Consider the following 21,549-nt stretch of genomic DNA (forward strand, 5'->3'; position numbering starts at 1 on the left):
GTATTCCTTATGAACGAACGGAAGGGCTATCGCGGACGAAGGGGAGGAGGGCGGCGGAAGGGCTGGCGCGCTATGGGGTGTCAGCGCTGAGCCAGGGATTCAGCGCGCGGGTGGCCAGCGGCATGAAGAGGTACACCACCAGCACCACGATGCTCAGAGTGATCAGCAGGTTGCTCATCAGGTAGCCGGCGAGCCAGGGGGCGACGCCGAATACGGGCCGCCAGAGGGCGGGTATCAGCAGACTCAGGGGCAGAATGACCAGGAAGCTGACGACCACCTGTTTCCAGCGTGCAGGTGCCTGGTCGGCCTCCCGGGGCGCGAACCAGAAGTCCTTGCCGAGCTGGATTTCGGTGTTGTCGCCATCCTGCAGCCACGGGCGTGCCTGACTGACGAGCCACTGACGGGCAGAGGATTCGAGCCATAGCTGCAGGTGCTGCATCTCGTCGAAGCGCAACACCGAGGTGAAATCAAGGACATCTCCATGGCGTTCGCGGCCTACGTCCACCCCCAGGTGGCCCGGGAATTGACTGGCGGCCTCGATGGTCTGGTGCAGCCAGGTTTCGTAGCGCTGTTCGTGCTGTGGGTGGACCTGGTGGCGCACGACCAGGGTCGCGGTAGTGGAAGAGGGATTCATGAGTAGGACTCCTGCCTGGGCAATGGAAGCGCCAGCACCGCCCGAGACGGTGGGGCTGGCAGTGGCTCAGACGGCCGCGGCGACCGGCGCCAGGGTGGGGCCGTGAGCGACACGCTCGGGGGCCTTGTGCACCATGGTGTAGGCATAGTCGACACCCATGCCGTAGGCGCCGGAATGCTCCTTCACCAGGCCCATGACGGCGTCATAGGTGTCGCGGTTCTTCCAGTCGCGCTGCCATTCCAGCAGGACCTGCTGCCAGGTCACCGGGATCACGCCGGCCTGGATCATGCGCTGCATGGCGTAGTCGTGAGCGGCCTGGGTGGTGCCGCCCGAGGCGTCGGCGACCATGTAGATCTCGTAGCCGGCGTCATGCATGGCGGAGAGAGCGAAGGTGGTGTTGCACACCTCCGTCCAGAGGCCGGAGACGATGATCTTGTTGCGGCCATTACGCTTGAGCGCATCGCGCACCTTCTGGTCGTCCCAGGAGTTCATCGAGGTGCGCTCGAGCAGCGGCGCATCCGGGAACACGGCGAGCAGCTCGGGATAGGTGTGGCCGGAGAAGCTTTCGGTTTCGACCGTCGTGAAGATGGTGGGCACGTTGAAGATCTTGGCGGCCTTGGCCAGGCCGACGGTGTTGTTCTTCAGCGTCTGGCGATCGATGCTCTGGACGCCGAAGGCCATTTGCGGTTGCTGGTCGATGAAGATCAGCTGGCTGTTCAGGGGAGTTAGGACTTCGGTTTTGGAGTTGTTCATGGCTTCACCTATCGATTGAGTGTGGTTTGGGCTGTGCTCCGTGCGGCGATCTCGGCGGCTCGCCTTCAAGGGGGCGACGGCCTCGTTCGCAGCGGTTGTGACCGGAACTGGTATCCAAGGTAAGGGATCAATCGAAGCTGTGCTTGTGCACTTTTGCACCTTTGAAAGCGCAAATTTGCGCCACAAACATCGTCAACGCGCTGCTAGGGTTTGGCCTTCCAATCACCCGGATTCCGCATTGCGAATCCACTTTCCGCGAGGAACAGGCAATGGCAGCAGCACAGTTGAAGGACAAGGACACGGCGTACTGGGGCGTACCGTGGGAGCAGGCCTACGGCTATCCGCAGGCCCGTAGGGTGGGTGACGAAATCTTCGTCTCGGGGCAGTTCAATCACGACGCAGACGGCAATCTGGTAGCGCCCGCACCGCTGGACAGCGAGGGTCGCCCCAGCGATTTTTCCACCATGGGCGAGCAGATGCGCACCGCCTACGACAACATCGCCAAGCTGCTCGCGCTCTATGGCGCAAGCCTGGAAGACGTGGTCGAGGAGACTCTCTATGTGCTGGACATGGACGCCGCCTTTGCCGTCGTCGGTAAGGTGCGCAAGGCGGCCTACGGTTGTGAGGCGCCGCGCTGCGCCAGCAACATCATTGGTGTTTCGAGGCTGGCCCAGCGCCCGCAGCTGATCGAGATCGCCTGCCGGGCGGTGATTGGCAGTCGCGCGCGCTAGGTAGAGGCTTCGCTGTCTTCGAGCGCAGTGGCAAACGGGCGCTGACCTTCCACCAGCGCCTTCTGCTCGGCTACCGCCGCCGCACAGAACGCCATGAAGGCCTTTACCCGCCAGGACTTGCGGATGTCCTGATGAGTCAGCAGCCAGAGTTCGTCGTTGAGCTCTGGCACCACCGGCCCCACGCGCACCAGACCGGGCGTGCTGTCGCCCAGCATGCAGGGCAGAAAGCCGAAACCCAGCCCTGCCACGATGGCCGCACTGGCGGCGGCGACCGAATCAGTACGGTAGGAGACGTCCTCAGGGGCAACTCGGCATTCCAGGTAGGCAGCCGCCTTGAGGTTGGCCAGGGCGGAGGCGTAGGACACCCAGGCCTGGCCGGCCGCATAGGGATCCTCCTGCCGCACCCTGTTGCGACTGCCATAGGCGGCCCAGGCAATGGTGGCCAGCCTGCGACCGACCAGGCTGTCGGCGGGCTTTCTGGTGGCCCGGATCGCGATGTCGGACTCGTCCCGTGCCAGACTCAAGGTCTGATTCCCCACCAGCACCTCGATGGTCATGCCATCGTTCGCCGCCTTGAAGTCGGCGATGATCGGGGTCAGGAAGTACAGCAGCAGCGAGTCGCTGGTGGTGATCCGCAGTTTGCCCAGTGGACCCTGTGCAGCGCGGGAGACACGTCGTGCGACGCTGACGATATCCAGTTCGACCCGCTCGCCCAAGGCACGCAGTTCCTCGCCTTCGACTGTCAGCTGATAGCCGGAGCGACGGTGGTCGAACAACGCCACGCCCAAGGTTTTCTCCACCTGCGCCACTCGCCGGGAAACGGTTGAGACGTTGATGCCCAGTTTCTTGGCGGTAGCCGCACGGTTGCCGGACTCGCTGAGCGCCTTGATGATGCGCAGGTCGTCCCAGGACAGCTGGTTGACCGCCGCCCCCGCGTCCCAGCGCGCTATCCTCGGGTCGGGTTGGCTTGAAGAAGCCGGTTTTACTGGGGCGTCCACACCTGAGGTTCCGTCTGTTGGTGTCGGGCATCATACGAAAAAGGGTGCTGCGGAACCAAGGTGACAATCAAGGGGGTAGATCTTCTAACAAAGGATCAGGCCCTACGCGTGGGGCCATCCAGCATTCGGCATCTACGCGGGTTGCCGCGCGCTTCTGCAGCTTCGAACGTCCCGATTAGCGCTCGTCCTGGTCCGATCAGCCGGGCTTCTTCTCCAAAGGACCAAGACGTTAATTAACGTAAATGTGCTGGATTAACGTTAATTAACGCTCAGGCGACATCTCCCCCGTTTAATCTTCTCGCCAGCGTGTCCGTCCATTTGCTTGTGCACTGCAACAGTGCCCCAGCTGGACGATTGTTGCGACGGTGTCGTACGCGGCAGCCGATTCGACGGCGCGCACCAATGGCGCGTACCGATGGACGGAACATTCAGGCTTGCCGGTCCGCGCCTTGGCGGATAGCGCCGTAGCCTTGAACCACGGGACCGAAGCGTTAATGCCAATTTCAATAGTAATGCTATCGATAGATAACTGACGTCATACTTTGATCGTCAGCCACTACCGAGCCGGCTAGGAGCTTATGATTCGTCTAGGAGATGTGTGGGTATCGATCGAGCGCCGTGAGGCGTTTCGCCACGACCAGCCGGTTCGGCTTGGCAGCCGCGCCTTTGACCTGCTCGAATGTTTGCTGGCAGCGCCTCAGCGGTTGCTTACCAAGGACGAACTCATCGAAGCGGTATGGCCGGATACGGTGGTCGAGGAAAACAATCTCCATGTCCAGATGTCTTCGTTACGCAAGCAGCTGGCGCTGGATCGCGATCTGCTCGAAACCGTGGCCGGCCGTGGTTATCGACTGAATCTGCCCGTCGCACAGCTCGCCTCCGCCGAGGACCATCCGCCAGCGATCACCAAGGCGGATGACCGATCGCCTGACTGGAGAGCCCTGGCTACCGTGCATATCGTCGACGATGAATCGACGGTACGTAACGGCCTGGTTCGCCAGCTTAGATCGGCGGGGTTCAGTGCGCTCGCCTACGCCTCCGCCGAGGCCTACCTGTCGACCTGCTCCTTCGAGGATCCCGGCTGTTTGCTGCTGGACGTGCGCCTGAGTCAGAGCAGCGGTCTGGATCTGCAGGCGGAGCTTGCCCAGCGTGGTATCAAGGTGCCGATCGTCTTCATGACGGGCTTCGGCACCATCGACCTGTCGGTACGGGCCATGAAGGCGGGAGCGGTCGGCTTCATCACCAAGCCCTTCGACGAGTCGGCGCTGTTCGACAGCCTGCAGGAAGCCCTGGAAACGGCGCATCGACTGCATGTGCAGGCGCGACGCGAAGATGCGATCCGCGCGCGCTTCGCCACCCTGTCGCCGCGCGAACAGGAGGTTTTCGGTCTGCTGGTCGAGGGCCGACGCAACAAGGACATCGCGCTGGCGCTGGGACTCCAGGAGGTCACCGTCAAGCTGCATAAAAAGCACATCATGACAAAACTGAGCACACGCACCCTAGTGGAGCTGGTCCTGCTGGGTAGAATGGCGGGAAGGCTGCCTGATAGCGCGACGCTCGACATCCAATCCGCCTGAACAGGCACTGGATTCGGCGTACCGTTCGGCACTTCGTATCCTCCGCTCAAGGCTGCCCATGGACGCCGTCTGTGTCGTTGATGATGAACTATCCGTCCGCAAGGCGGTGGTGAATCTGCTCAAGTCGGAAGGCTATCAGGCGGTGTCCTTCCCGTCGGGAGAAAGCCTGCTGAATTCCGAATGGAAGGCGCGGGCCTCCTGCCTGCTCATGGATCTGAACATGCCAGGTCTGTCAGGCCGGGAGACCTATGGGCAGCTGTGCATCGCGGGCTACCGCATTCCCATCGTCTACATGTCGGCCGAGGCCGAGGGGGTGGATGTCGAAGCGGTGCGCCTGGATACCAGCGTTCAGTTCCTCGCCAAACCCTTTACCGCGGAAGCGCTGCTCGCCACGCTGGCTCGGGCCACGGCGCCCTGGGAGTCCTGATGGCAGGAGGACTCGATCGGCCCTGGTGTGATCGCCTGGATTTCAGCGATGAATGGCCGAGCAAGGCGACCTGGATCGCGATCGACGAGGTGGACGGCCTGCACCGCTGGCGTACCTATGACGAGCGTACCCGGCGACCCTGGTTGTTGATCACCTCGGCCTCCGCCCAGGTCAACGATCCACGACTGGATCGCGAATATGCGCTGACGCCGCGCCTGGCCGCGGCCTGGGCGGTACTGCCACGCGCCTTGCTCAATACCGCCAATGGACCGGTGCTGGTCCTGGACGATGCGGACGGCGTACCGCTGTCCGCCCTGAGGGCCGTCGATCTACCCATCGATCGCTTCTTCCGGCTGGCCATCGCCGCGACTGCCGCGCTGAACGACGTACACCAGGCGGGTATCCTGCATCGGGACCTCCAACCCGGGAATCTCCTCTGCGGTGCCGGGGATTCGGTGCGTATCACCGGTTTCGCCTATGCCGCCGAGACCGAACGCGTGCCAGGCGCGGGAAGCGACATCGGCTCGTCGAACCTGGCGTATCTGGCACCCGAACTCGCCAACGGCGGACAGGCGGCGGCCACGGTCCGCAGCGATCTCTACGCCCTGGGTATCACGCTGTTCGAACTCGCCACAGGTGACCGCCCCTTCGAAGCGGTCGATGCGCCCAGCTGGCTGCACACTCACCTGGCGGTCGAACCACCCTCGGTGACGTCGCGGCGAAGTGACCTGCCCAGCTGTCTGGATCCGCTCATCGCTCGTCTGCTATCCAAGCAGCCGGGTTTACGCTACGCCTCGGCACTGGAGCTCGAGGCCGAACTCCGGCGCTGCCATGCCGATTGGCAGGAGGCCAGTCGCCCGAGTCGGGACGCTTCCGACATATCGACTCAACTGGGGGATGCCTCCCCACGCGCCTTGATCGGCAGGACGCAGGACCTTGGGCTACTCCAGGACGCCCTGGATGACCTGCTGGCGGAGCAGGGGGGGCTCGTGCTCGTGAGTGGCGAAGCCGGGCTGGGTAAGACGGCGCTGGTGACCGGATTCTTCGCGAATGCGCCCGGACGACAGCTGTATGCGATGGGCAAGGGCAGGGCGCTGGGACATGCCAGCCCCTATGGTTTGCTCGCCAATGCGCTCTCCTCGCTATGCAAGTCGCTGCGCGACGATCCACGCCAGAGCGGCGAGTACTGGGCGTCGCGACTTAAGGTGGCGATCGGCGAATTCGGCAGCGCCGTCACGCGGCTGGTGCCGGAACTGGAGCAACTCGTAGGACCTGCGCGCCTCAGCGTGACGCCCAACATGAGCGAGGCACGCCGTCACCTGCATGGCACCCTGCAGCAGCTGCTGCAGGCCGTAGCCACGCCCGATCATCCCCTGGTGCTGTTTCTGGATGATGTGCACCGGGCCGATGCCGAGTCCCTGACATTCCTGCGCGAACTCGAGCCCGGGCAATTCCGGCACCTGTTGCTGGTGGTCGCCTATCGAGCCAGTGCCTTGCGTCCCGAGGCGGCCGCCGCGGCCTTCCTGGCGCATTGCCGCTCACTGAGGTGCCGGGTCAAGGAGGTGCCGCTGGCACCGCTGGATGACCAGGCGCTGACCGAGCTCCTGGTGCAGGAGACCTTCCTCACCGACGCCGAACGGGCGTTCCTGCAGGCGAAGATCGGGCAGGACGGCAGCGTGAATCCGCTGTACTTCCGCCAGGCCGTGGCCGCGTTTCGCGAAAATGCCATGGGCGCCGACATCCCTTCCGGTGGCATGTCCTCGCTGGTGGACCTGCGCGTCGAAAAGCTGCCGATGCGTACGCGCGAGCTGATGGAAAAGCTCGCGCTGCTGGGCAATGAAACCGCCGTGGCGGAGTTGGCGCTGATTGCGGAGCTGGATCCGGCATCTGTCATTCGCTGGCTCAAGCCGGCGTTCGTGGCGGGCCTGATCGTCGAGCACCGCGCGGGATTGTCGTTCGTCCATGATTCCATCTGGGAAGCACTGGCAGCACGGCTGGCACCCGGTGCCCGGCAGGCGATGCATCAGGACTTCGCCCTGCGCCTTACCGCCGCGGTGGCCTCCGGCGACCAGCCCAGCCTGGTCCACCGTGCGGCGTCCCATGTGCTCGAAGTGCCTGCCGATGCCTTTCCCGCGGAACAGACGGCGGCCCTGGTAGCCCTGCTGGTGGAGGGCGCGCAACAAGCGCGTGGCCTGGTGGCACCAGCGGTCGCCCTGGATTATCTGCACTATGCCGAGCGACTGAATCCCGTGCTCGCTGTCGGCGATGAGGAGCCGGCCTCCCAGGTCAGGGTCCTCTACGGACAATGCCTCATCCTCAATGCGTCCTACGAGGTGGCCAGGGACTACATCGACACGCAGCTGCAGGCAACTCGCCGCGCCGACCATCGCGCCGAATTGTACCGGCTGCGCTGCGAAATATTTTCGCTGCAGGGGGACTACCGGGGGGCGCTCCAAACCCTGGCGCAGGGCCTCGCCCACCTGGCGCCTGACATCGACCTGCTACTGTCGGATCATGCCGCCGAAGCCTTGGGCCGGAGCGTCGCCGAATCGCTCGGTACCGACCCGGCAGCTGCCTTCGGTCAGCTGGCGCCCTTGACAGACGAGCGCATCAGGGCGAGCGTCGACCTGCTGCGCGCAGCCATCGTCCCAGGTGCCTTCGTCGAACCCAACCTGATGTGGGTGGCCGCCAGCCAGATCCTCCGGCTGACGCTCGCGCATGGACTCAGTGTCGCCGGCGTCGAGGGGCTTGCCTGGTTTGGCGTGGCGACAGCCCATCATCTGGGACGGCATGGCGATGCCTTCCGCTACGCCGAAGTCGCCTCCGAACTCAGTGCCGAGCCGCGCTTCACCAAGGCGCGCGGCGCGGCCCTGATCGCACTCGAGCGGGTGAGCGTCTGGACCAGACCATTGCCCTATTCGGTGGAGTGTGCCGAGTCCGCCTACCGGTTTCTGGTGTCAAAAGGCAGTCCTAGCTTCGCCTGCTATGCGAACAACCACATCATTTCCGACCTGATCGTGCTGGGTGCGCCGATCGAACGCATGCTCCGGCAGATCGATACCGGTCTGCAGTACGCGCGGCACCTCGAATTCATCGACGCCCAGAGCATCCTTTTCATCCAGGCGCTCTACATTCGCCGGCTGGCCGGTGACATCGGCAAGTCCATCCCCATTCCCGATCATGCGGAGCTTGCGCAGCGTGTCGCCCGCTCGCAGATGGGTGAGCTGCACTTCCTGTGGGAGCTGTTCGAGGGGCTGTATCTGTTTCTGGACGGCAGTCTCACTCGAGCGGCGGGGCATCTGGATCGGGCCTGGGCGCTGGCTTGGGCAGCCCCTGTGCATGTCCATCTGGTAGATCTGGCGCTGTTCACGGTGCTCACCCGCGCCGCTCTACAGACCCAAACCGGCACCACCGAGGATTTCAGTCGTCCGCTCCAGTGCCTGAGATCCGCAGCGGAGCTGAACCCGCGCTATTTCGGCGACCGCCTGGCGCTGGCCGAAGCCGAGATCCAGCGCATCGAAGGTAATCATCTGCAGGCCCTGCTGCACTACGAGGACGCGATCGACAAGGCCACCGCCTGCGGGGCGATCCACATTCAGGGGCTGGGCCACGAGCTGGAAAGTCGCTGCCTGGCCCTGGTCAGCATGCATTACGGGGCTCGGGTACACCTGCGACTGGGACGTGACGCCTGGTGCCGGTGGGGCGCCAAGCGCCTGGCCGAACGTCTTGAATTGACCCATCCCGACTTGCGGGAAGCGCCCGCCTTGGCGCCCAGCCTCGCGCTTCCGGGCAAGCACGAACTCGACGTTCTCGCCATCACCAGGGCCTGCCAGGCGCTCTCACGGGAGATCGAGCCGGAAGCCCTGATCAAGACGCTGTTGGCCAACGCGACCACCCACGCTGGCGCGACCTTCACCGCGCTGTTGCTAGGCGCCGAGGATGACCTGGAGGTCGAGGCCATCGGCGTCGCCCAGGCCAGTGGCGTGGAGGTAAGGCTTCGAGGCGAGCTGCCCCGTGACCTGCCAATACCTCGTTGCCTGGTCCGGCATGTGCTCGAACATCGCGAGCCGCTCGCCATCAATGGCACCGAAGCTCTGCGCCGTTTCACCCAGGATCCGCACCTGTTGGAGCTCGAACGCGGCTCGGTGGGCTGCATTCCCCTGCTCAAGCAGAACGGGGTCATCGGCGTGCTCTATCTGGAGAACGCCCTCATTCCAGGAATCTTCGAGCCGGCGCGCGTGGACGTCCTGGAGCTGATCGCTGCCCAGGCTGCCATTTCGCTGAGCAACGCCCAGCTCTACAGTGACCTCAGCGCCGAGAACGAGCGGCGGCGAGCCAGCGAAAGCACCTTGCGGCGGACGCAGGCCCTGCTGGCGCTGGGCCAGGCGGTGAGTCGCTATGCAACCTTCTCCTGGAAGCCCCAGGCATCCGCCTCGCTGTGGTCGCGCCAGCTGCTCGATCAGCTTGGCTTGCCTGCCCCGGGTGATGCCGGCTACCTGCACGACGCGGCGCTGCTGGTCCATCCGGATGATCGAGAAACGTTCGGCGAGCAGTTGCGCCAGGGTGTCCACAGCCACGATGCCTTTCGTCTCAAGTTCCGGACGGTGGCACTCGATGGCAATCACCATTTTCTGGAACTGGCCGGGGAGCCGGACGACACGGGCAATGGCTTCATCGGCGTACTGCTGGATATCACCGAACGCAGCCAGACCGACATCGCGCTACGTGCCGCCCGCGGTGAGCTGGAGCGGACCTCCCAGGCGAGCGTGCTGGGCGAGCTGGCAGCATCCATCGCCCACGAGATCAATCAGCCGCTGGCTTCCATCCTGTCCAATGCCGGTGCGAGCGTGCGTTGGCTGGATCGGGCGGTCCCCGCAGTGGAAGATGCCCTGGAGGGGATTCGCGATATTCTGTCCGAGGGTCAGCGAGCGGCGGACATCGTCAATGCCATGCGCTCCCTGGCGCGCCAGGCGCCTCCGCAGCGCCAGCCGATCGCGGTAGATGGCGTCATCAATCGGGTGCTGTCCGTCACCCGGGCCGATATTCAGGACCAGAACGTGGGGCTGGTCATCGACATTGCCCCTCATGCCTATGCTTTGGGCGATGCTACTCAGATCCAGCAGGTGGTGCGCAACCTGATCATCAATGCGGTCGAGGCGATGCAGGATCTGCCGCCTTTGCGGCGACGGCTGTACATTTCGGCCCGTCCGGTGCGTGAAGACATCCTGGTGATCGTGCAGGATAGCGGGCCTGGCGTTGCGCCCGGCTGCGAAGACCGCGTGTTTCAGGCGTTCTACACCGACAAGCCCACCGGGATGGGAATGGGCCTGGCCATCTGCTGGTCAATCATCAGTGCCCACGGTGGCTCGCTGCGCTGTACCCGCGGTCGGCGCGGGGAAAGTCTGTTTTTCTTCACGCTGCCGCGCATGAGGGAGGGGATCGCCCAACTTCCTGCAGCCGCGCTTAAATGACCTTTAAGAACGTTTCACATCGGCTAAAGGGCAGCGCCGCGCGATGTCCGGCACGCTCTCTCCATCAGTTTCAGGAGAGATCTCATGCCCAGCTCTTACTTGCCTCACGCCCGTGCCCTGGACGCCGAGACCTACCAACTGGTCGACTTGCTCAAGGACGCCCTGGAGAATGCCTGCGCAGTGGAGACGCGGCGCCTGCTGGAAGCCGGGCGAGAGCTGTGCGGTCACCTCTTGCAGCACTACGCGCGGCCTGAAGGTGAGCCACAGGCACGTATCGCGCTGGCACCCTGGCAGGAACGAAAGGCGAAGGAACTACTGGGCAAGGACCAGGGCGACAGCAGCCGGCTGATGGTCGCGGAAGTCGCGAAAAGCTGCTCGCTCTCTCGTAGTCACTTCTCCCGCGCCTTTAAGAAAGCCACGGGCGTATCCCCTCAGGAGTGGGCCCTGGCCTGTCGAATCGACAAGGCCAAGGGTCTGCTGGTGGAGACAGATCTTTCCGTTGCCTACGTGGCTCTGGAATGCGGCTTTTCCGACCAGTCCCACTTCTGTCGGACCTTCGCAAGGCTTGCCGGTCATACCCCGCGCCGTTGGCGATCCATGCGGCAGGACGTGATGCACGACGCAAGTGATATCCCTGCGGATACTATCCGTACGGCTAGTTGATGTTATTGGTGCAAGTGGAAAGCATGCAGGGACGGCACCGGGCACCGGGCAGCGGCCACGCCGGGCGCGCACTCCGGGCGACAGACGACCCGGCCGTTCTGCCATGCGGCGTCATGACTACAGCGCTTTCCGACAAGTTCCAGGCACTACGGCACCCTGCTGCCGAAAGGTCTCGCCGACGCTGCGCAGTTCGCTTCAGCCTATCTGCAGGGCGATTTGTTCGAGTCGCGGAGAGGAGTCACGAGGTAGTTCGATGGCCAATGGCGTTCGACGCCGCGTTGCGAACGGCGTGGGCGAATAGCCGACCGCTCCAGCAGAGCGGTCAAAGCGGTGGTTGGCTGGGACGGACTCGCTTCGCATCCAGGCTCAGGTCGAGCCGATGGAGAGCGGGTAATGACCCCGATCCCGCCCCCGTTGCGTCTGATCCGCGGTACCTGCATGCAACATGGCGTCGCAACGCGGGATCGCTGGCCCTGCACATTGTCCGGGCCGCGGTTTTCCGGTGCTTTCCAGGCGTGTTCTCGAGGTAGCAGGCACCTGTCGGTGCAAAGGGGACAGGGAGTCTTTCCCGTGCGCAGCAGGTCCGAAAGAAGAACATTCGACCCACTGTCTCTATACCCGTCCCAGCTTCCTCTTTCACAACCAGGAGCTTGTCCATGGAATCGGTAGGTAAAGACTACATCGCTGGCGTCCAGATGCTTGCATCGTTCGGAAAGGACCTCAGGCGGGCCAAGGCGCATACGGCCAGGTATTTCGACATCATGGCCGATCTTGCGGGCAGTGAAGACGTCGCTGAAGTCTGGACGCACATTCAGGCGACTGAAGATCGTTTCAAGGCCGTTGTGCTTGGCCGATTCTTCGAAATCATTACTCACCCGCTTTCCCACGACGACGAGGGAAAGATTGCCTGCATTGTCTTGATCCGAAACGCGGTAACCAACGAACCTATCGAGCTTTATCGTTTCATGATCACGAGGGCCGGGGAGGCACAAACCGAGAAGGGAGAAGAGTTGATCAGTCATCGATCAGAAGCCGGCCCCGAGATGCTTTTGGTGCAGATCAGCCTCGCTGTGCTGCATTCGCGTCCCAGTTGAATTACCAAAACATGATAATCACCGCAGCTAGTCGCTAGTCGCTCACCGGCGGCATATCGACGAAGAGCACGATCCTGACTAGCCAGACGAGCTGCCGCCAGACAGTACGAAGCTCTGAAGATGGACAGATGTTTGCTCTCGAAAGTCTAGGGACCCTACCGGACTGATGTACGCAGCGGTAAGGGCTCCAACAACGTCACGTCAGCGGCGGCCATGGAGGCTGCTGAGGAACATTGGAGATCTGTCTTGGGAGAACATGCATCTGCCTTATCCATCACGGCTGATGGGTAAGCGTTCTTTCAACGTCGGTAAGGTTCTGGTTCATGGCATCGGCATCCGGCCGGCTGATTGTTCCGTCACGAGCCTGTAAATGCCCCGCACGTGTCTGCACCTGGCCTACGGCCATTTGCAAACGTGCTGCCTGTTGCTTGGACACCTGGTGACCCTTGACGGCAAGGTTTATCCGCTCACTCAACGAGGCTGCCCGGTGCTGGAGGTAGTCGCTATCCGTTTTCAGCGCCTGCTGGCCGAAGGCGGGGTTGCTAAGCAGAATCGCGGGTGCTAGGAGTAGTGGTAGCAACAGATGGCGCATGGCGATTTTCTCGTGGTGAAAGAGGCGTCTTACCATGCCGTGCCGGCACCCTCATAGGTGGCACTCGATAGCCTCGCTCACCCCTTGGACGACAGGCAAAAAAAGCCCCGCTCTCTGGCAGGGCTGAAGTCAATGAGGGTTGGAGCACTCATGCTAACTCTGATCGCGATGTCTAATAGGAGTTCCGGCGGGGTTCTGGACGATTCATGCCCGGCGATGTTCGCACTCGCTCATGTTGAGGTAGATAGGGCGTGCGCGGCCTGCCGGGCAGAGTGAAGGGCGAGCGGCGTGCGACTTCTGTCCTAGCGATCCTGCAGGGCCCGACGCAACCCGGCGTTGCCCAGCGACACGGCCAAGCAGTCCTCGGCCAGGCCAAGACCCGCATTGACCCAGGCGTTGGTACCGTAGCGCTTGCGTAGATCGATCGCCACCTTGGCGGCGAGACAGGCGGCGCTGGAGCCAATCAACGCCGGCAGCAGTATCGGTTGTCGCCGCGCACCTGCGAGCGCTGCCGCACTGATGCCGCCGGATAGGGCACGGACCAGCAGCGATGGCGCAATGGTGCGATCCGGGGCGAAGGGCATCTTGTCGCCCAACAGCTCACCGGCGGCCAGGGGCATTACGTAGCGCCGTACCTGACGCGACGCTAGGGTACGTGCGGGTTCGCCCGCGCCCTCTATGTCCGCACGCTCGGCCAGCGCCTGGCTGACCATGGTCGGCGCCAGCATGCTGCGCATGCCTGTCACCACGCCAATAGCCAAGGCGCCCCACAAGAGGTTGCTGGTTGTCGTCATCGTCGATTCTCCCGGTGGTCGTTCCCATACGGACCGGGTGCGCGCGGTACTGTTCAGCTCGATGGAGCCGCAAATCGCGCGCGCTTTCGTAATCCAAAGTGAACGATGCCGCTACCGACTCAACTCATAGGCGCACATGTTCACCGTCGCCGCCAGATTCAGCGATTCGATGGCGCCCGCGCCAGCGATGGTGAAGGGCTGGGCATTCAGGGCCGCGAGGTGCTCGCGGGGAACGCCGCGGGCCTCGTTGCCGAACAGGTAGCAATCGAAGGCCTTGAACTGGGCTGACTGCACCGGCGTGCCTTGCATATCGAGGCAGGCGAGGCGCGGGAAGCGCTCCTGCAGGCCGTCGAGTGCGACATCCAGCTCCAGCGGCGTGTGGAAGATGGCGCCCATGCTGGCGCGGACCACCTTGGGATTGTAGGGGTCGACGCTGCCGGGGCTGAGCAGGCAGCGAAAGCCGCCGAACCAGGCCAGGGTGCGCAGGATGGTGCCCAGGTTGCCCGGGTCCTGGATCTCGTGCAGATAGACCGCGCGCTCGCCCTCGACGGCTGCCGGTGCGACCGTCAGGGCGGCGGGCATCGGCACCACCGCCAGGATCCCTTGCGGGGTCTTGGTGTCGGCCAGCTGCGCCATCTGCCGGTCGCTGATCAGGTGCGTCCGGAACGGACTCTGCCAGTGCTCATAGGCAGTCGTCACATAGAGCTCGGCGCGCTGCAGCGGGGGATTTTGCAGCGCGGCCTTTTGCAGCTCCAGCACCAGGTGCTCGCCCTCCACCAGGAAGTGGCCGAATTCGGCGCGGTACTTCTTCTGGTGGAGCTTCTTGAGGTCGTCGAGCTTCATCAGCCAGCGGCCCGGACCAGCGGGACGTCCTGCTCGTCGCCTTGCGACAGCATGGATCTGGCCAGGGCCTCGGCCACCTTGATGCCATCCACGCCTGCGGACAGGATGCCACCGGCATAGCCGGCGCCTTCACCGGCCGGGTAGAGGCCGCGCAGATTCAGACTCTGCAGGCTGTCGTTATCCCGGGTGATACGCACCGGCGAGGAAGTACGGGTCTCGATGCCCGTGAGGATGGCGTCAGGGCGATCGAAGCCGCGGATCTGCTTGCCGAAGGCGGGCAGCGCCTCGCGGATGGCCTCGATGGCATAGGCCGGCAGCGACGGCGCCAGATCACCCAGGCGCACGCCCGGCTTGTAGGAGGGTTCCACCTCGCCGAATGCGGTGGAGGGCACGCCGCGAATGAAGTCGCCGACCAGCTGGCCGGGCGCGGAATAGTCGCTGCCGCCCAGTTCATAGGCGCGGGATTCCAGGCGCTCCTGCAACTCGACGCCGGCCAGCGGATCGCCGGGGAAATCCTGCTCGGGATTGATCCCCACCACGATGCCGGAGTTGGCATTGCGTTCATTGCGCGAGTACTGGCTCATGCCGTTGGTGACCACGCGGCCCGGCTCGGAGGTGGCGGCCACCACGGTGCCGCCGGGGCACATGCAGAAGCTGTACACGGCGCGGCCATTCTTGGCGTGATGCACCACTTTGTAGTCGGCGGCGCCCAGCTCGGGGTGGCCGGCGTATTTACCCAGGCGGGCCTCGTCGATCATGCCCTGGGGATGTTCGATGCGGAAACCAATGGCGAAGGGCTTGGCCTCGATGAACACACCCTGGCGATGCAGCATGCGGAAGGTGTCGCGGGAGCTGTGGCCCAGGGCGAGGACCGCGTGGCGGCTGTGCAGGGTCTCGCCATTGGCCAGCACCACGCCTTCGAGCTGACCGTCGTTGATCACCAGATCGGTCACCTTGGTTTCGAAGCGGACTTCGCCGCCGAGGGCGATGATTTCCTCGCGCATGGCTGCCACGACGCCGGTCAGGCGGAAGGTGCCGATATGCGGTTTGCTGACGTAGAGGATCTCCTCCGGCGCGCCGGCGCGAACGAATTCGTGCATCACCTTGCGGGCGTAGAACTTCGGATCCTTGATCTGGCTGTAGAGCTTGCCGTCGGAAAACAGGCCGGCGCCGCCTTCACCGAATTGCACGTTGGATTCGGGCGTCAACACCTTCTTGCGCCACAGCGCCCAGGTGTCCTTGGTGCGGCTGCGCACCTCCTTGCCGCGCTCCAGCACGATGGGCTTGAAGCCCATCTGGGCCAGCAGCAGGGCAGCGAACAGGCCGCACGGGCCGAAGCCCACCACCAGCGGGCGCTCGGTCAGGTTCGCCGGCGCCTGGCCGACCGGGTAGTAGCCGGTGTCCGGTGCGGGCCGTACGTGCAGGTCATTGGCGAAGCGCGCCAGCACCGTCGCCTCGTCGCGCACTTCCAGGTCGATGATATAGATGAACAGGATGACGCTGTTCTTCTTGCGCGCATCGTAGCTGCGCTTGAACACGGTGAAATTCAGGAGATCGGCGTCGCGCAGGTTCAGGCGGCCGAGGATGGCCTGGCGCAGTTCGGCGGGGGTGTGATCAAGCGGCAGCGACAGTTCGTTGATGCGAATCATGACAATAATCCTGGCCGGTGACTCCGGCAAAGGAAGGGACGAGGAGGGGTGGGGCGGCGATTGTACCCGGCGGCCCCGGCGCTGTCAGGCTGGGACGATGGGCGCGCCTCTGGGCGGTCTGGCGGTCACCCGGGCGATCCCTGATTCGTCCCGGGGCGTTATCGGCTTATAATCGCCGCCACTTCGCGGCCGGCCAGACCTGGCGTGCGTCCGCTTCTCACCCGCTTTCCCGTGGTAGCTCCAACATGAAAAGATCCAAAAGCAGCCGTCGCTGGCTGGATGAACACGTCAACGATCCCTTCGTCAAACGCGCTCAGAAAGACGGCCTGCGCTCGCGCTCCAGCTACAAGCTGATCGAGCTCAACGAAAAGGACAAGCTGATCCGCCCGGGCATGCTGGTCATGGACCTGGGCTCGGCTCCGGGTGGCTGGTCGCAGGTGGCCGGGGGCATCGTCGGCGAAAAGGGCCGCGTGGTGGCCACCGACATCCTGCCGATGGGAGCCCTCGACAACGTCGACTTCGTCCAGGGCGACTTCACCGACGATGCCGTCTTCCAGAAGATCCTCGGCGTGCTCGATGGCCGCCAGCCCGATCTGATCGTCTCCGACATCGCGCCCAACATCAGCGGCGTCGCGGCGGCCGACCAAGCGGCGGCGATGTACCTGGTGGAGCTGACCCTCGACATGGTGCGCCAGGTGCTCAAGCCGGGCGGCAACTATGTGGTCAAGGTGTTCCAGGGCGAAGGCTCCGATGTCTTTCTGAAGGACGTACGCACCTCCTTCGAGAAGGTGTCGATCCGCAAGCCCGAAGCCTCGCGTCCCCGCTCGCGTGAGGTCTATCTGGTGGGCAAGGGTTTCAAGGGCTAGGTCCGCTCCGGCATCAGGCGCGGGCCTGTCGATGGCCCGCTGAGATGCCTGCCCGCCACGCGGTGGCGTCCACGGCGAAAGCCTGGTTGATCATTAATTCCTACCGCGACTTGTCGAGGTCTGCACAGGACCCTGAGACAGGTACGGCGCATCGTCGTGTCCTTCGTCAAGACGTTCCTTAGCCCTGTGAGCCAAGGGAAACAGCGTGGCCAGGATCTGATTCGCCTATCTATCCATGTCTGGCAACTGTGAGGCGATGTTTCCGTTGGGAGTTAATTCCTGAACGACTGCTAGGGTTCTCTATGATCCGCGCCCATACCGGTGTTGCCGCGATCTTTTGCCGAAAAGCAGGGAGCTGGATAGATGGATGGGTATGTGTTCGAGACGGCCAGAAGATTGCTCACGGATATCTACGGAGCCTTGTACGAAATGGAAAACGGGCAGGGCTTTCGCTGTGTAAAGGCCGAACGCGGCCAGCTCTTCCTGTACCGGCCCGCTGCGGGTCTGGCGGAGGGCAATCTGGGCGAGATTGCCTTCGACGTCGAATCCCATGCCAGAAGGGCAGGTCGAGGGATCGTTGAAACCAGACACTTCTTCAAGCAGCTGAAAGCCGACAGCGGCCATGCCACCGAATGTGACAGCCGCTATGACTGGCCACGGGTCGGTTTCTCCGAAAAGGCGGAGGTCAGACTGATAGCGCTGCGACTGCAGGAGTTTCTCGGCCTACGCAGCTGAGGTTTTGTAGGCGTACCCGTTGTTTCGCCGATCCCTGCAGTGCAGGGATGATAGGGCAGGCTTGACAGCTCCCGTGGAGCGTCCTGCAGCTGAAGATGCTCACCCAGGGGTGAACACCTTCGCCAGGGTCGGCTCGCTATCAGGCAGGCTCCTCGAAAAGCGCATAGCCAGTGGGTACGCGACCTTGGGTCGTGTGCCGGGAGCTGTCGACCAGCGCTGCGGCTCGCTTGGCCAGGCCCGGTTCCGACCCCTTGGTAGCGGGGTGCGCCAAGCGTTGCGTGGACGAGGCGCCGTTCAGGACGAAAAACTCCATCAGTTGCTGCAGCTGCTCGGCCTGGCTGCTCATCTCTTCGGCGGTGGCGGCCAGTTCCTCGGAGGCCGAGGCGTTCTGCTGGGGCACCTGGCTCAGTTGCAGCATGGCGCTGTTGATCTGGTCGACGCCAGCGCTCTGTTCTTCCGAAGCGGCGGTGATCTCCTGCACCAGATCGGAGGTCTTGCTGATGGACGGCACCATGTCGTCCAGCAGCGAGCCGGCGCGTTCGGCCAGGGCCACGCTGCCCTGGGCGACATTGCTGATCTCCTGGGCCGCCACCTGGCTGCGTTCCGCCAGCTTGCGCACCTCCGAGGCCACCACCGCGAAGCCCTTGCCATGCTCACCGGCGCGCGCCGCTTCGATGGCCGCGTTGAGTGCCAGCAGATTGGTCTGGTAGGCGATGTCGTCGATGATGCCGATCTTGGCGGCGATGGTCTTCATGGCTACCAAGGTGTCTCTCACGGCCTGACCGCCTTCGTTCGCCTCGCGGTTGGCCTTGCCGGCCATGCCGTCGGTGACCTTGGCGTTCTCGGTGTTCTGGGCGATGGAGGCCGACATCTGCTCGACGCTGGCGCTGGTCTCCTCGACCGAGGCGGCCTGCTCGGTGCTGGCCTGGCTGATGCTCTGGGCGGTGGCGGAGATCTCTTCCGAGGCGCTGGCCAGGCCATCGGAGGCACTGCGGACGTTACTGATGATCTGGCCCAGGCGCTGGTTCATGCCGCCCATGGCGCGGAGCAGGGCCGCGGTCTCGTCACGGCCCTCGGCCTCGATGCGCTGGGTGAGGTCGCCGGCGGCCAGGCGATCGGCGATCGCGACCTCACCGTAGAGGCTTTCCAGCGACTCCAGGGTGGTGAGGTAGTCCTGTTTCTGGTTGTCCTGCTCCATCCGTGACTCCTGACTGGTGGTGCTCTGCGCGTCGCCGGTCTCGGGCGGGTACTGCGGCGCCAGCGTTCGCGACAGCTGAAGGGGCTCGCTGAACTGTAGTCGATACAGGGGGCGAGAGCCCGGCCCGAGGAAGGGCACCTGCGCTAATTACCTGCCGATGAACTTCGCCAGCCAACCAGAGGGTCCGCTGGAAAAAAGGCTTTTTGCCGGGCTAGCCAGTGGGGAGGTCTTGCCCAGGGCGCTGGGAAGCGATCGTTCAAGTAAGGATTGGAAGGGCGTACCGGAGCAGCGGTCAGGCTGACCACCTCGATCATCCTCGGTTGTTGAAAGCGCAGGCGTGTGGGTACTTTTGGCTCTCTTCCGCTGTCCCAGAAGACCTGATGGGCGACTGTGTCTGAACCAGCAGGCGTCCGAGGCCCCGTTGCTCAACCAAGAGAAAATATCCCGATGCCCACTCCACTCCGTCTATACGAATTGGCTGGTGCCGACGACAGCTGCCGCTTCAGCCCCTATTGCTGGCGCGTGCGCCTGGCACTGGCCCACAAGGGGCTGCCGGTCGAGACCGTCGCCTGGCGCTTCCACGAGAAGGAGGCCATTGCCTTCTCCGGGCAGGGCAAGGTGCCGGTGCTGGTCGACGGCGAGCGGTGCGTGACCGACAGCTGGGCCATCGCCGAGTATCTGGATCAACAGTATCCCGATCGGCCCTCGCTGCTGGGCGATGCCGCGCTGAAGGCGTTGACGCGCTTCGTCAATCAGTGGGTTGCCGAGAGTGTCCATCCGGCGCTGGCGCGCTTGATCCTGCCCGACGTCCATGCGGTGCTGGATGAAGCCGACAAGGACTATTTCAAGCGGACCCGCGAAGCCGCGTTTGGGGTATCCCTGGATGAGCTGGCTAGCCAGCGCGAGGCGTCGCTGCAGGCCTTTCGGGCGATCCTGAAGCCTTTGCGTAGCACCCTGGCCCAACAGGATTATTTGGCTGGTGACGCGCCGGCCTACGCCGATCACATCGTATTCGGCGCCTTCCAATGGGCCCGGGTCGTCAGCACCCAGTCGCTATTGGCCCAGGACGATTCCCTCACGGCCTGGTGCGAACGCATGCTCGACGCCTACAACGGCCTGGCTCGACAGGCGCCGCAGGCCGCTTGAAGAAGTAGCGGGCGACCCATGCTGAGCCGGTGTCCGGTCAGCATGGGTCGACAGGCCTTATCCCGTATCGAGCCGCCAGCGGCTGGATACGGTGCTCAGCCGTGGGTCAGTGCCGCTCCTGCGATGGGGTTGCGGCAGGATTGCATACCGTTTTCGCAACCTTGCCGATGGTCAGACCCTGACCCAATATCGAGCAGATCACTACCACATACGTCAGGGTGAGAATTACGTCGCGCTCGCCGCCGATGGGCAGGGAAAGGGCCAGCGCTACCGAGATCCCACCGCGCAGGCCACCCCAGGTCAGAATCCGCCAGGAGCCAGGCACCAGCCGAAATCTCCTGCCCAGCAGCCCCACGGGGATTCCCACCGTGACCAGGCGCGCCAGTAGCGTCAGCACCGCGACCATAACCCCGCCCAGCAGCAGTGGAGGCGCCAGGTCGATCAGGATGATTTCCAGTCCGATCAGCACGAACAGCACGGCATTGAGGATCTCATCGAGGGCTTCCCAAAAGGCGTCGATCCGTTTGCGCGTGGTGTCCGACATCGCCAGCGCCCGGCCATGGTTGCCGATGATCAAGCCGGCGACCACCATCGCCAGCGGACCGGATACGCCCAGGTGGTTGGCCAGGGTATAGCAGCCCAGTACGGTGGCCAGGGTGATCAGGATCTCTTCCGGATAGCTGTCGATGCTGCGCAACATGACGAAGGCCAGATAGCCCACGACCAGCCCCAGCAGGATGCCGCCACCCGCTTCGTGGGCGAAGATCTCCAGGGTGCTGGTCACGGTGATGGGTTCGTCGTTGACCAACGTCGCCAGGAGCACCGAAAAGAGCACCACACCCACGCCGTCGTTGAACAGCGACTCGCCCGCGATGACCAGTTCGGTGTTCTTGGGCGCTCCGGCCGTCTTGAGGATGCCCATGACGGCGATGGGGTCCGTCGGTGAAATCAGCGCACCGAAGATCAGGCAGTGGATCAGCGAGAGCGAGACATGGGTAAAGGACAACAGATAGAACAGCGCAAATCCGACCACCAGGGTGGATACGGTCGTGCCCACGACCGCCAGCAGCGACACCTGCCAGCGAAAGGCTCTGAGCTCGCTCAGATCGATATGCAGGGCCCCGGCGAAGAGCAAGACCGACAGCATCCCCTGCATCAGCAGTTCGGAAAAGTCGATGGAGCTCAGCAGGTTCTGCTCGTAGTCGCGGACCAGAGGAAACCCGAGCCAGTCCAGCCCGATGCACCCGAGGGAAAGCGCCAGGGCGATGGCCATCACGCCGATCGCTGAGGGAAGCCCGACATAACGACGGTTCAGAAAAGCCAGAACCGCCGTTATGAAGAGAATGATCGCTGCCAGTTCCAGCACGGGTCGTCTCCG

At 63.7% G+C, this 21,549-nt stretch carries 17 protein-coding genes and 1 pseudogene; 9 read left to right on the forward strand and 9 right to left on the reverse strand.

The window, feature by feature from the left end; all coding sequences use genetic code 11:
* Nucleotides 1–70: 70 nt before the first annotated feature.
* Together LRS53_RS03795 and LRS53_RS03800 are read right to left on the reverse strand one after the other, a co-directional pair.
* Entirely contained in the window at nucleotides 71–634 is a 564-nt protein-coding gene (locus LRS53_RS03795) for an antibiotic biosynthesis monooxygenase (RefSeq protein ID WP_231354986.1), read from the reverse strand.
* Between the two features lie 66 nt (nucleotides 635–700).
* Nucleotides 701–1,387 carry a hydrolase gene (locus LRS53_RS03800; RefSeq protein WP_231354987.1) on the reverse strand — a complete coding sequence of 229 codons (687 nt, stop codon included), beginning with the start codon at nucleotides 1,385–1,387 and terminating at the stop codon, nucleotides 701–703.
* Nucleotides 1,388–1,656: 269 nt separating this feature from the next.
* Here LRS53_RS03800 and LRS53_RS03805 point away from each other — a divergent pair, with 269 nt between their 5' ends.
* Nucleotides 1,657–2,118, forward strand: coding sequence for a Rid family hydrolase (locus LRS53_RS03805; protein ID WP_160922802.1), 462 nt, complete (start codon nucleotides 1,657–1,659; stop codon nucleotides 2,116–2,118).
* Here LRS53_RS03805 and LRS53_RS03810 read toward each other — a convergent pair.
* The gene (locus LRS53_RS03810; protein WP_442968473.1) at nucleotides 2,115–3,116 is read right to left on the reverse strand and encodes a LysR family transcriptional regulator; all 1,002 of its coding nucleotides are present in this window, start codon (nucleotides 3,114–3,116) and stop codon (nucleotides 2,115–2,117) included. The two genes, LRS53_RS03805 and LRS53_RS03810, sit on opposite strands and share 4 nt — an antisense overlap.
* A 578-nt stretch (nucleotides 3,117–3,694) precedes the next feature.
* Here LRS53_RS03810 and LRS53_RS03815 point away from each other — a divergent pair.
* The 5 genes from LRS53_RS03815 (at nucleotide 3,695) to LRS53_RS03835 (ending at nucleotide 12,348) form a co-directional block, all read left to right on the forward strand.
* On the forward strand, nucleotides 3,695–4,693 hold the full coding sequence (locus tag LRS53_RS03815) for a response regulator (RefSeq protein ID WP_231354988.1): 999 nt from the start codon (nucleotides 3,695–3,697) through the stop codon (nucleotides 4,691–4,693).
* Nucleotides 4,694–4,751: 58 nt separating this feature from the next.
* Entirely contained in the window at nucleotides 4,752–5,120 is a 369-nt protein-coding gene (locus tag LRS53_RS03820) for a response regulator transcription factor (protein WP_017641385.1), read from the forward strand.
* Nucleotides 5,120–10,591 (forward strand): trifunctional serine/threonine-protein kinase/ATP-binding protein/sensor histidine kinase, encoded by a 5,472-nt coding sequence (locus LRS53_RS03825; protein ID WP_231354989.1) that lies wholly within the window; start codon nucleotides 5,120–5,122, stop codon nucleotides 10,589–10,591. Before LRS53_RS03820 ends, LRS53_RS03825 begins: the two co-directional genes overlap by 1 nt.
* An 84-nt stretch (nucleotides 10,592–10,675) precedes the next feature.
* Entirely contained in the window at nucleotides 10,676–11,254 is a 579-nt protein-coding gene (locus LRS53_RS03830; protein ID WP_017641383.1) for an AraC family transcriptional regulator, read from the forward strand.
* Nucleotides 11,255–11,910: 656 nt separating this feature from the next.
* Nucleotides 11,911–12,348 (forward strand): hypothetical protein, encoded by a 438-nt coding sequence (locus LRS53_RS03835; protein ID WP_231354990.1) that lies wholly within the window; start codon nucleotides 11,911–11,913, stop codon nucleotides 12,346–12,348.
* 274 nt (nucleotides 12,349–12,622) lie between these two features.
* On the opposite strand, the gene LRS53_RS03840 is transcribed toward LRS53_RS03835, so the two are convergent.
* From LRS53_RS03840 to LRS53_RS03855, 4 genes are all read right to left on the reverse strand, one after another.
* Entirely contained in the window at nucleotides 12,623–12,940 is a 318-nt protein-coding gene (locus tag LRS53_RS03840; protein WP_231354991.1) for a hypothetical protein, read from the reverse strand.
* Nucleotides 12,941–13,242: 302 nt separating this feature from the next.
* Nucleotides 13,243–13,734, reverse strand: a complete 492-nt coding sequence (locus LRS53_RS03845) for a DUF4126 domain-containing protein (RefSeq protein ID WP_160922723.1) — start codon at nucleotides 13,732–13,734, stop codon at nucleotides 13,243–13,245.
* A gap of 111 nt (nucleotides 13,735–13,845) precedes the next feature.
* Nucleotides 13,846–14,577, reverse strand: coding sequence for a TrmH family RNA methyltransferase (locus LRS53_RS03850; protein WP_231354992.1), 732 nt, complete (start codon nucleotides 14,575–14,577; stop codon nucleotides 13,846–13,848).
* Nucleotides 14,577–16,226 carry an NAD(P)/FAD-dependent oxidoreductase gene (locus LRS53_RS03855; RefSeq protein WP_231354993.1) on the reverse strand — a complete coding sequence of 550 codons (1,650 nt, stop codon included), beginning with the start codon at nucleotides 16,224–16,226 and terminating at the stop codon, nucleotides 14,577–14,579. The genes LRS53_RS03850 and LRS53_RS03855 overlap by 1 nt, the downstream gene beginning before the upstream one ends.
* Nucleotides 16,227–16,471: 245 nt before the next feature.
* On the opposite strand from LRS53_RS03855, the gene rlmE reads away from it, so the two are divergent.
* Complete coding sequence (gene rlmE, locus LRS53_RS03860) at nucleotides 16,472–17,092, forward strand: 23S rRNA (uridine(2552)-2'-O)-methyltransferase RlmE (protein ID WP_017641377.1); 621 nt, start codon at nucleotides 16,472–16,474, stop codon at nucleotides 17,090–17,092.
* 363 nt (nucleotides 17,093–17,455) lie between these two features.
* The gene (locus LRS53_RS03865; protein WP_093252156.1) at nucleotides 17,456–17,827 is read left to right on the forward strand and encodes a hypothetical protein; all 372 of its coding nucleotides are present in this window, start codon (nucleotides 17,456–17,458) and stop codon (nucleotides 17,825–17,827) included.
* Nucleotides 17,828–17,966: 139 nt separating this feature from the next.
* On the opposite strand, the pseudogene LRS53_RS03870 reads toward LRS53_RS03865, so the two are convergent.
* Nucleotides 17,967–18,845: pseudogene (locus tag LRS53_RS03870) on the reverse strand (methyl-accepting chemotaxis protein); the annotation flags it as partial.
* Nucleotides 18,846–19,472: 627 nt separating this feature from the next.
* Here LRS53_RS03870 and LRS53_RS03875 point away from each other — a divergent pair.
* A complete protein-coding gene (locus tag LRS53_RS03875; RefSeq protein ID WP_231354994.1) occupies nucleotides 19,473–20,171 on the forward strand; it encodes a glutathione S-transferase family protein in 699 nt (232 codons plus the stop codon).
* A gap of 106 nt (nucleotides 20,172–20,277) precedes the next feature.
* Here the strand turns inward: LRS53_RS03875 and LRS53_RS03880 are convergent, their stop codons facing one another.
* Nucleotides 20,278–21,537: a cation:proton antiporter gene (locus LRS53_RS03880; RefSeq protein WP_231354995.1), complete on the reverse strand. Its 1,260-nt coding sequence runs from the start codon at nucleotides 21,535–21,537 to the stop codon at nucleotides 20,278–20,280.
* Nucleotides 21,538–21,549: the final 12 nt, after the last annotated feature.

The organism is Pseudomonas sp. PLB05 (assembly GCF_021106615.1).
GTDB lineage: Bacteria > Pseudomonadota > Gammaproteobacteria > Pseudomonadales > Pseudomonadaceae > Chryseomonas > Chryseomonas benzopyrenica.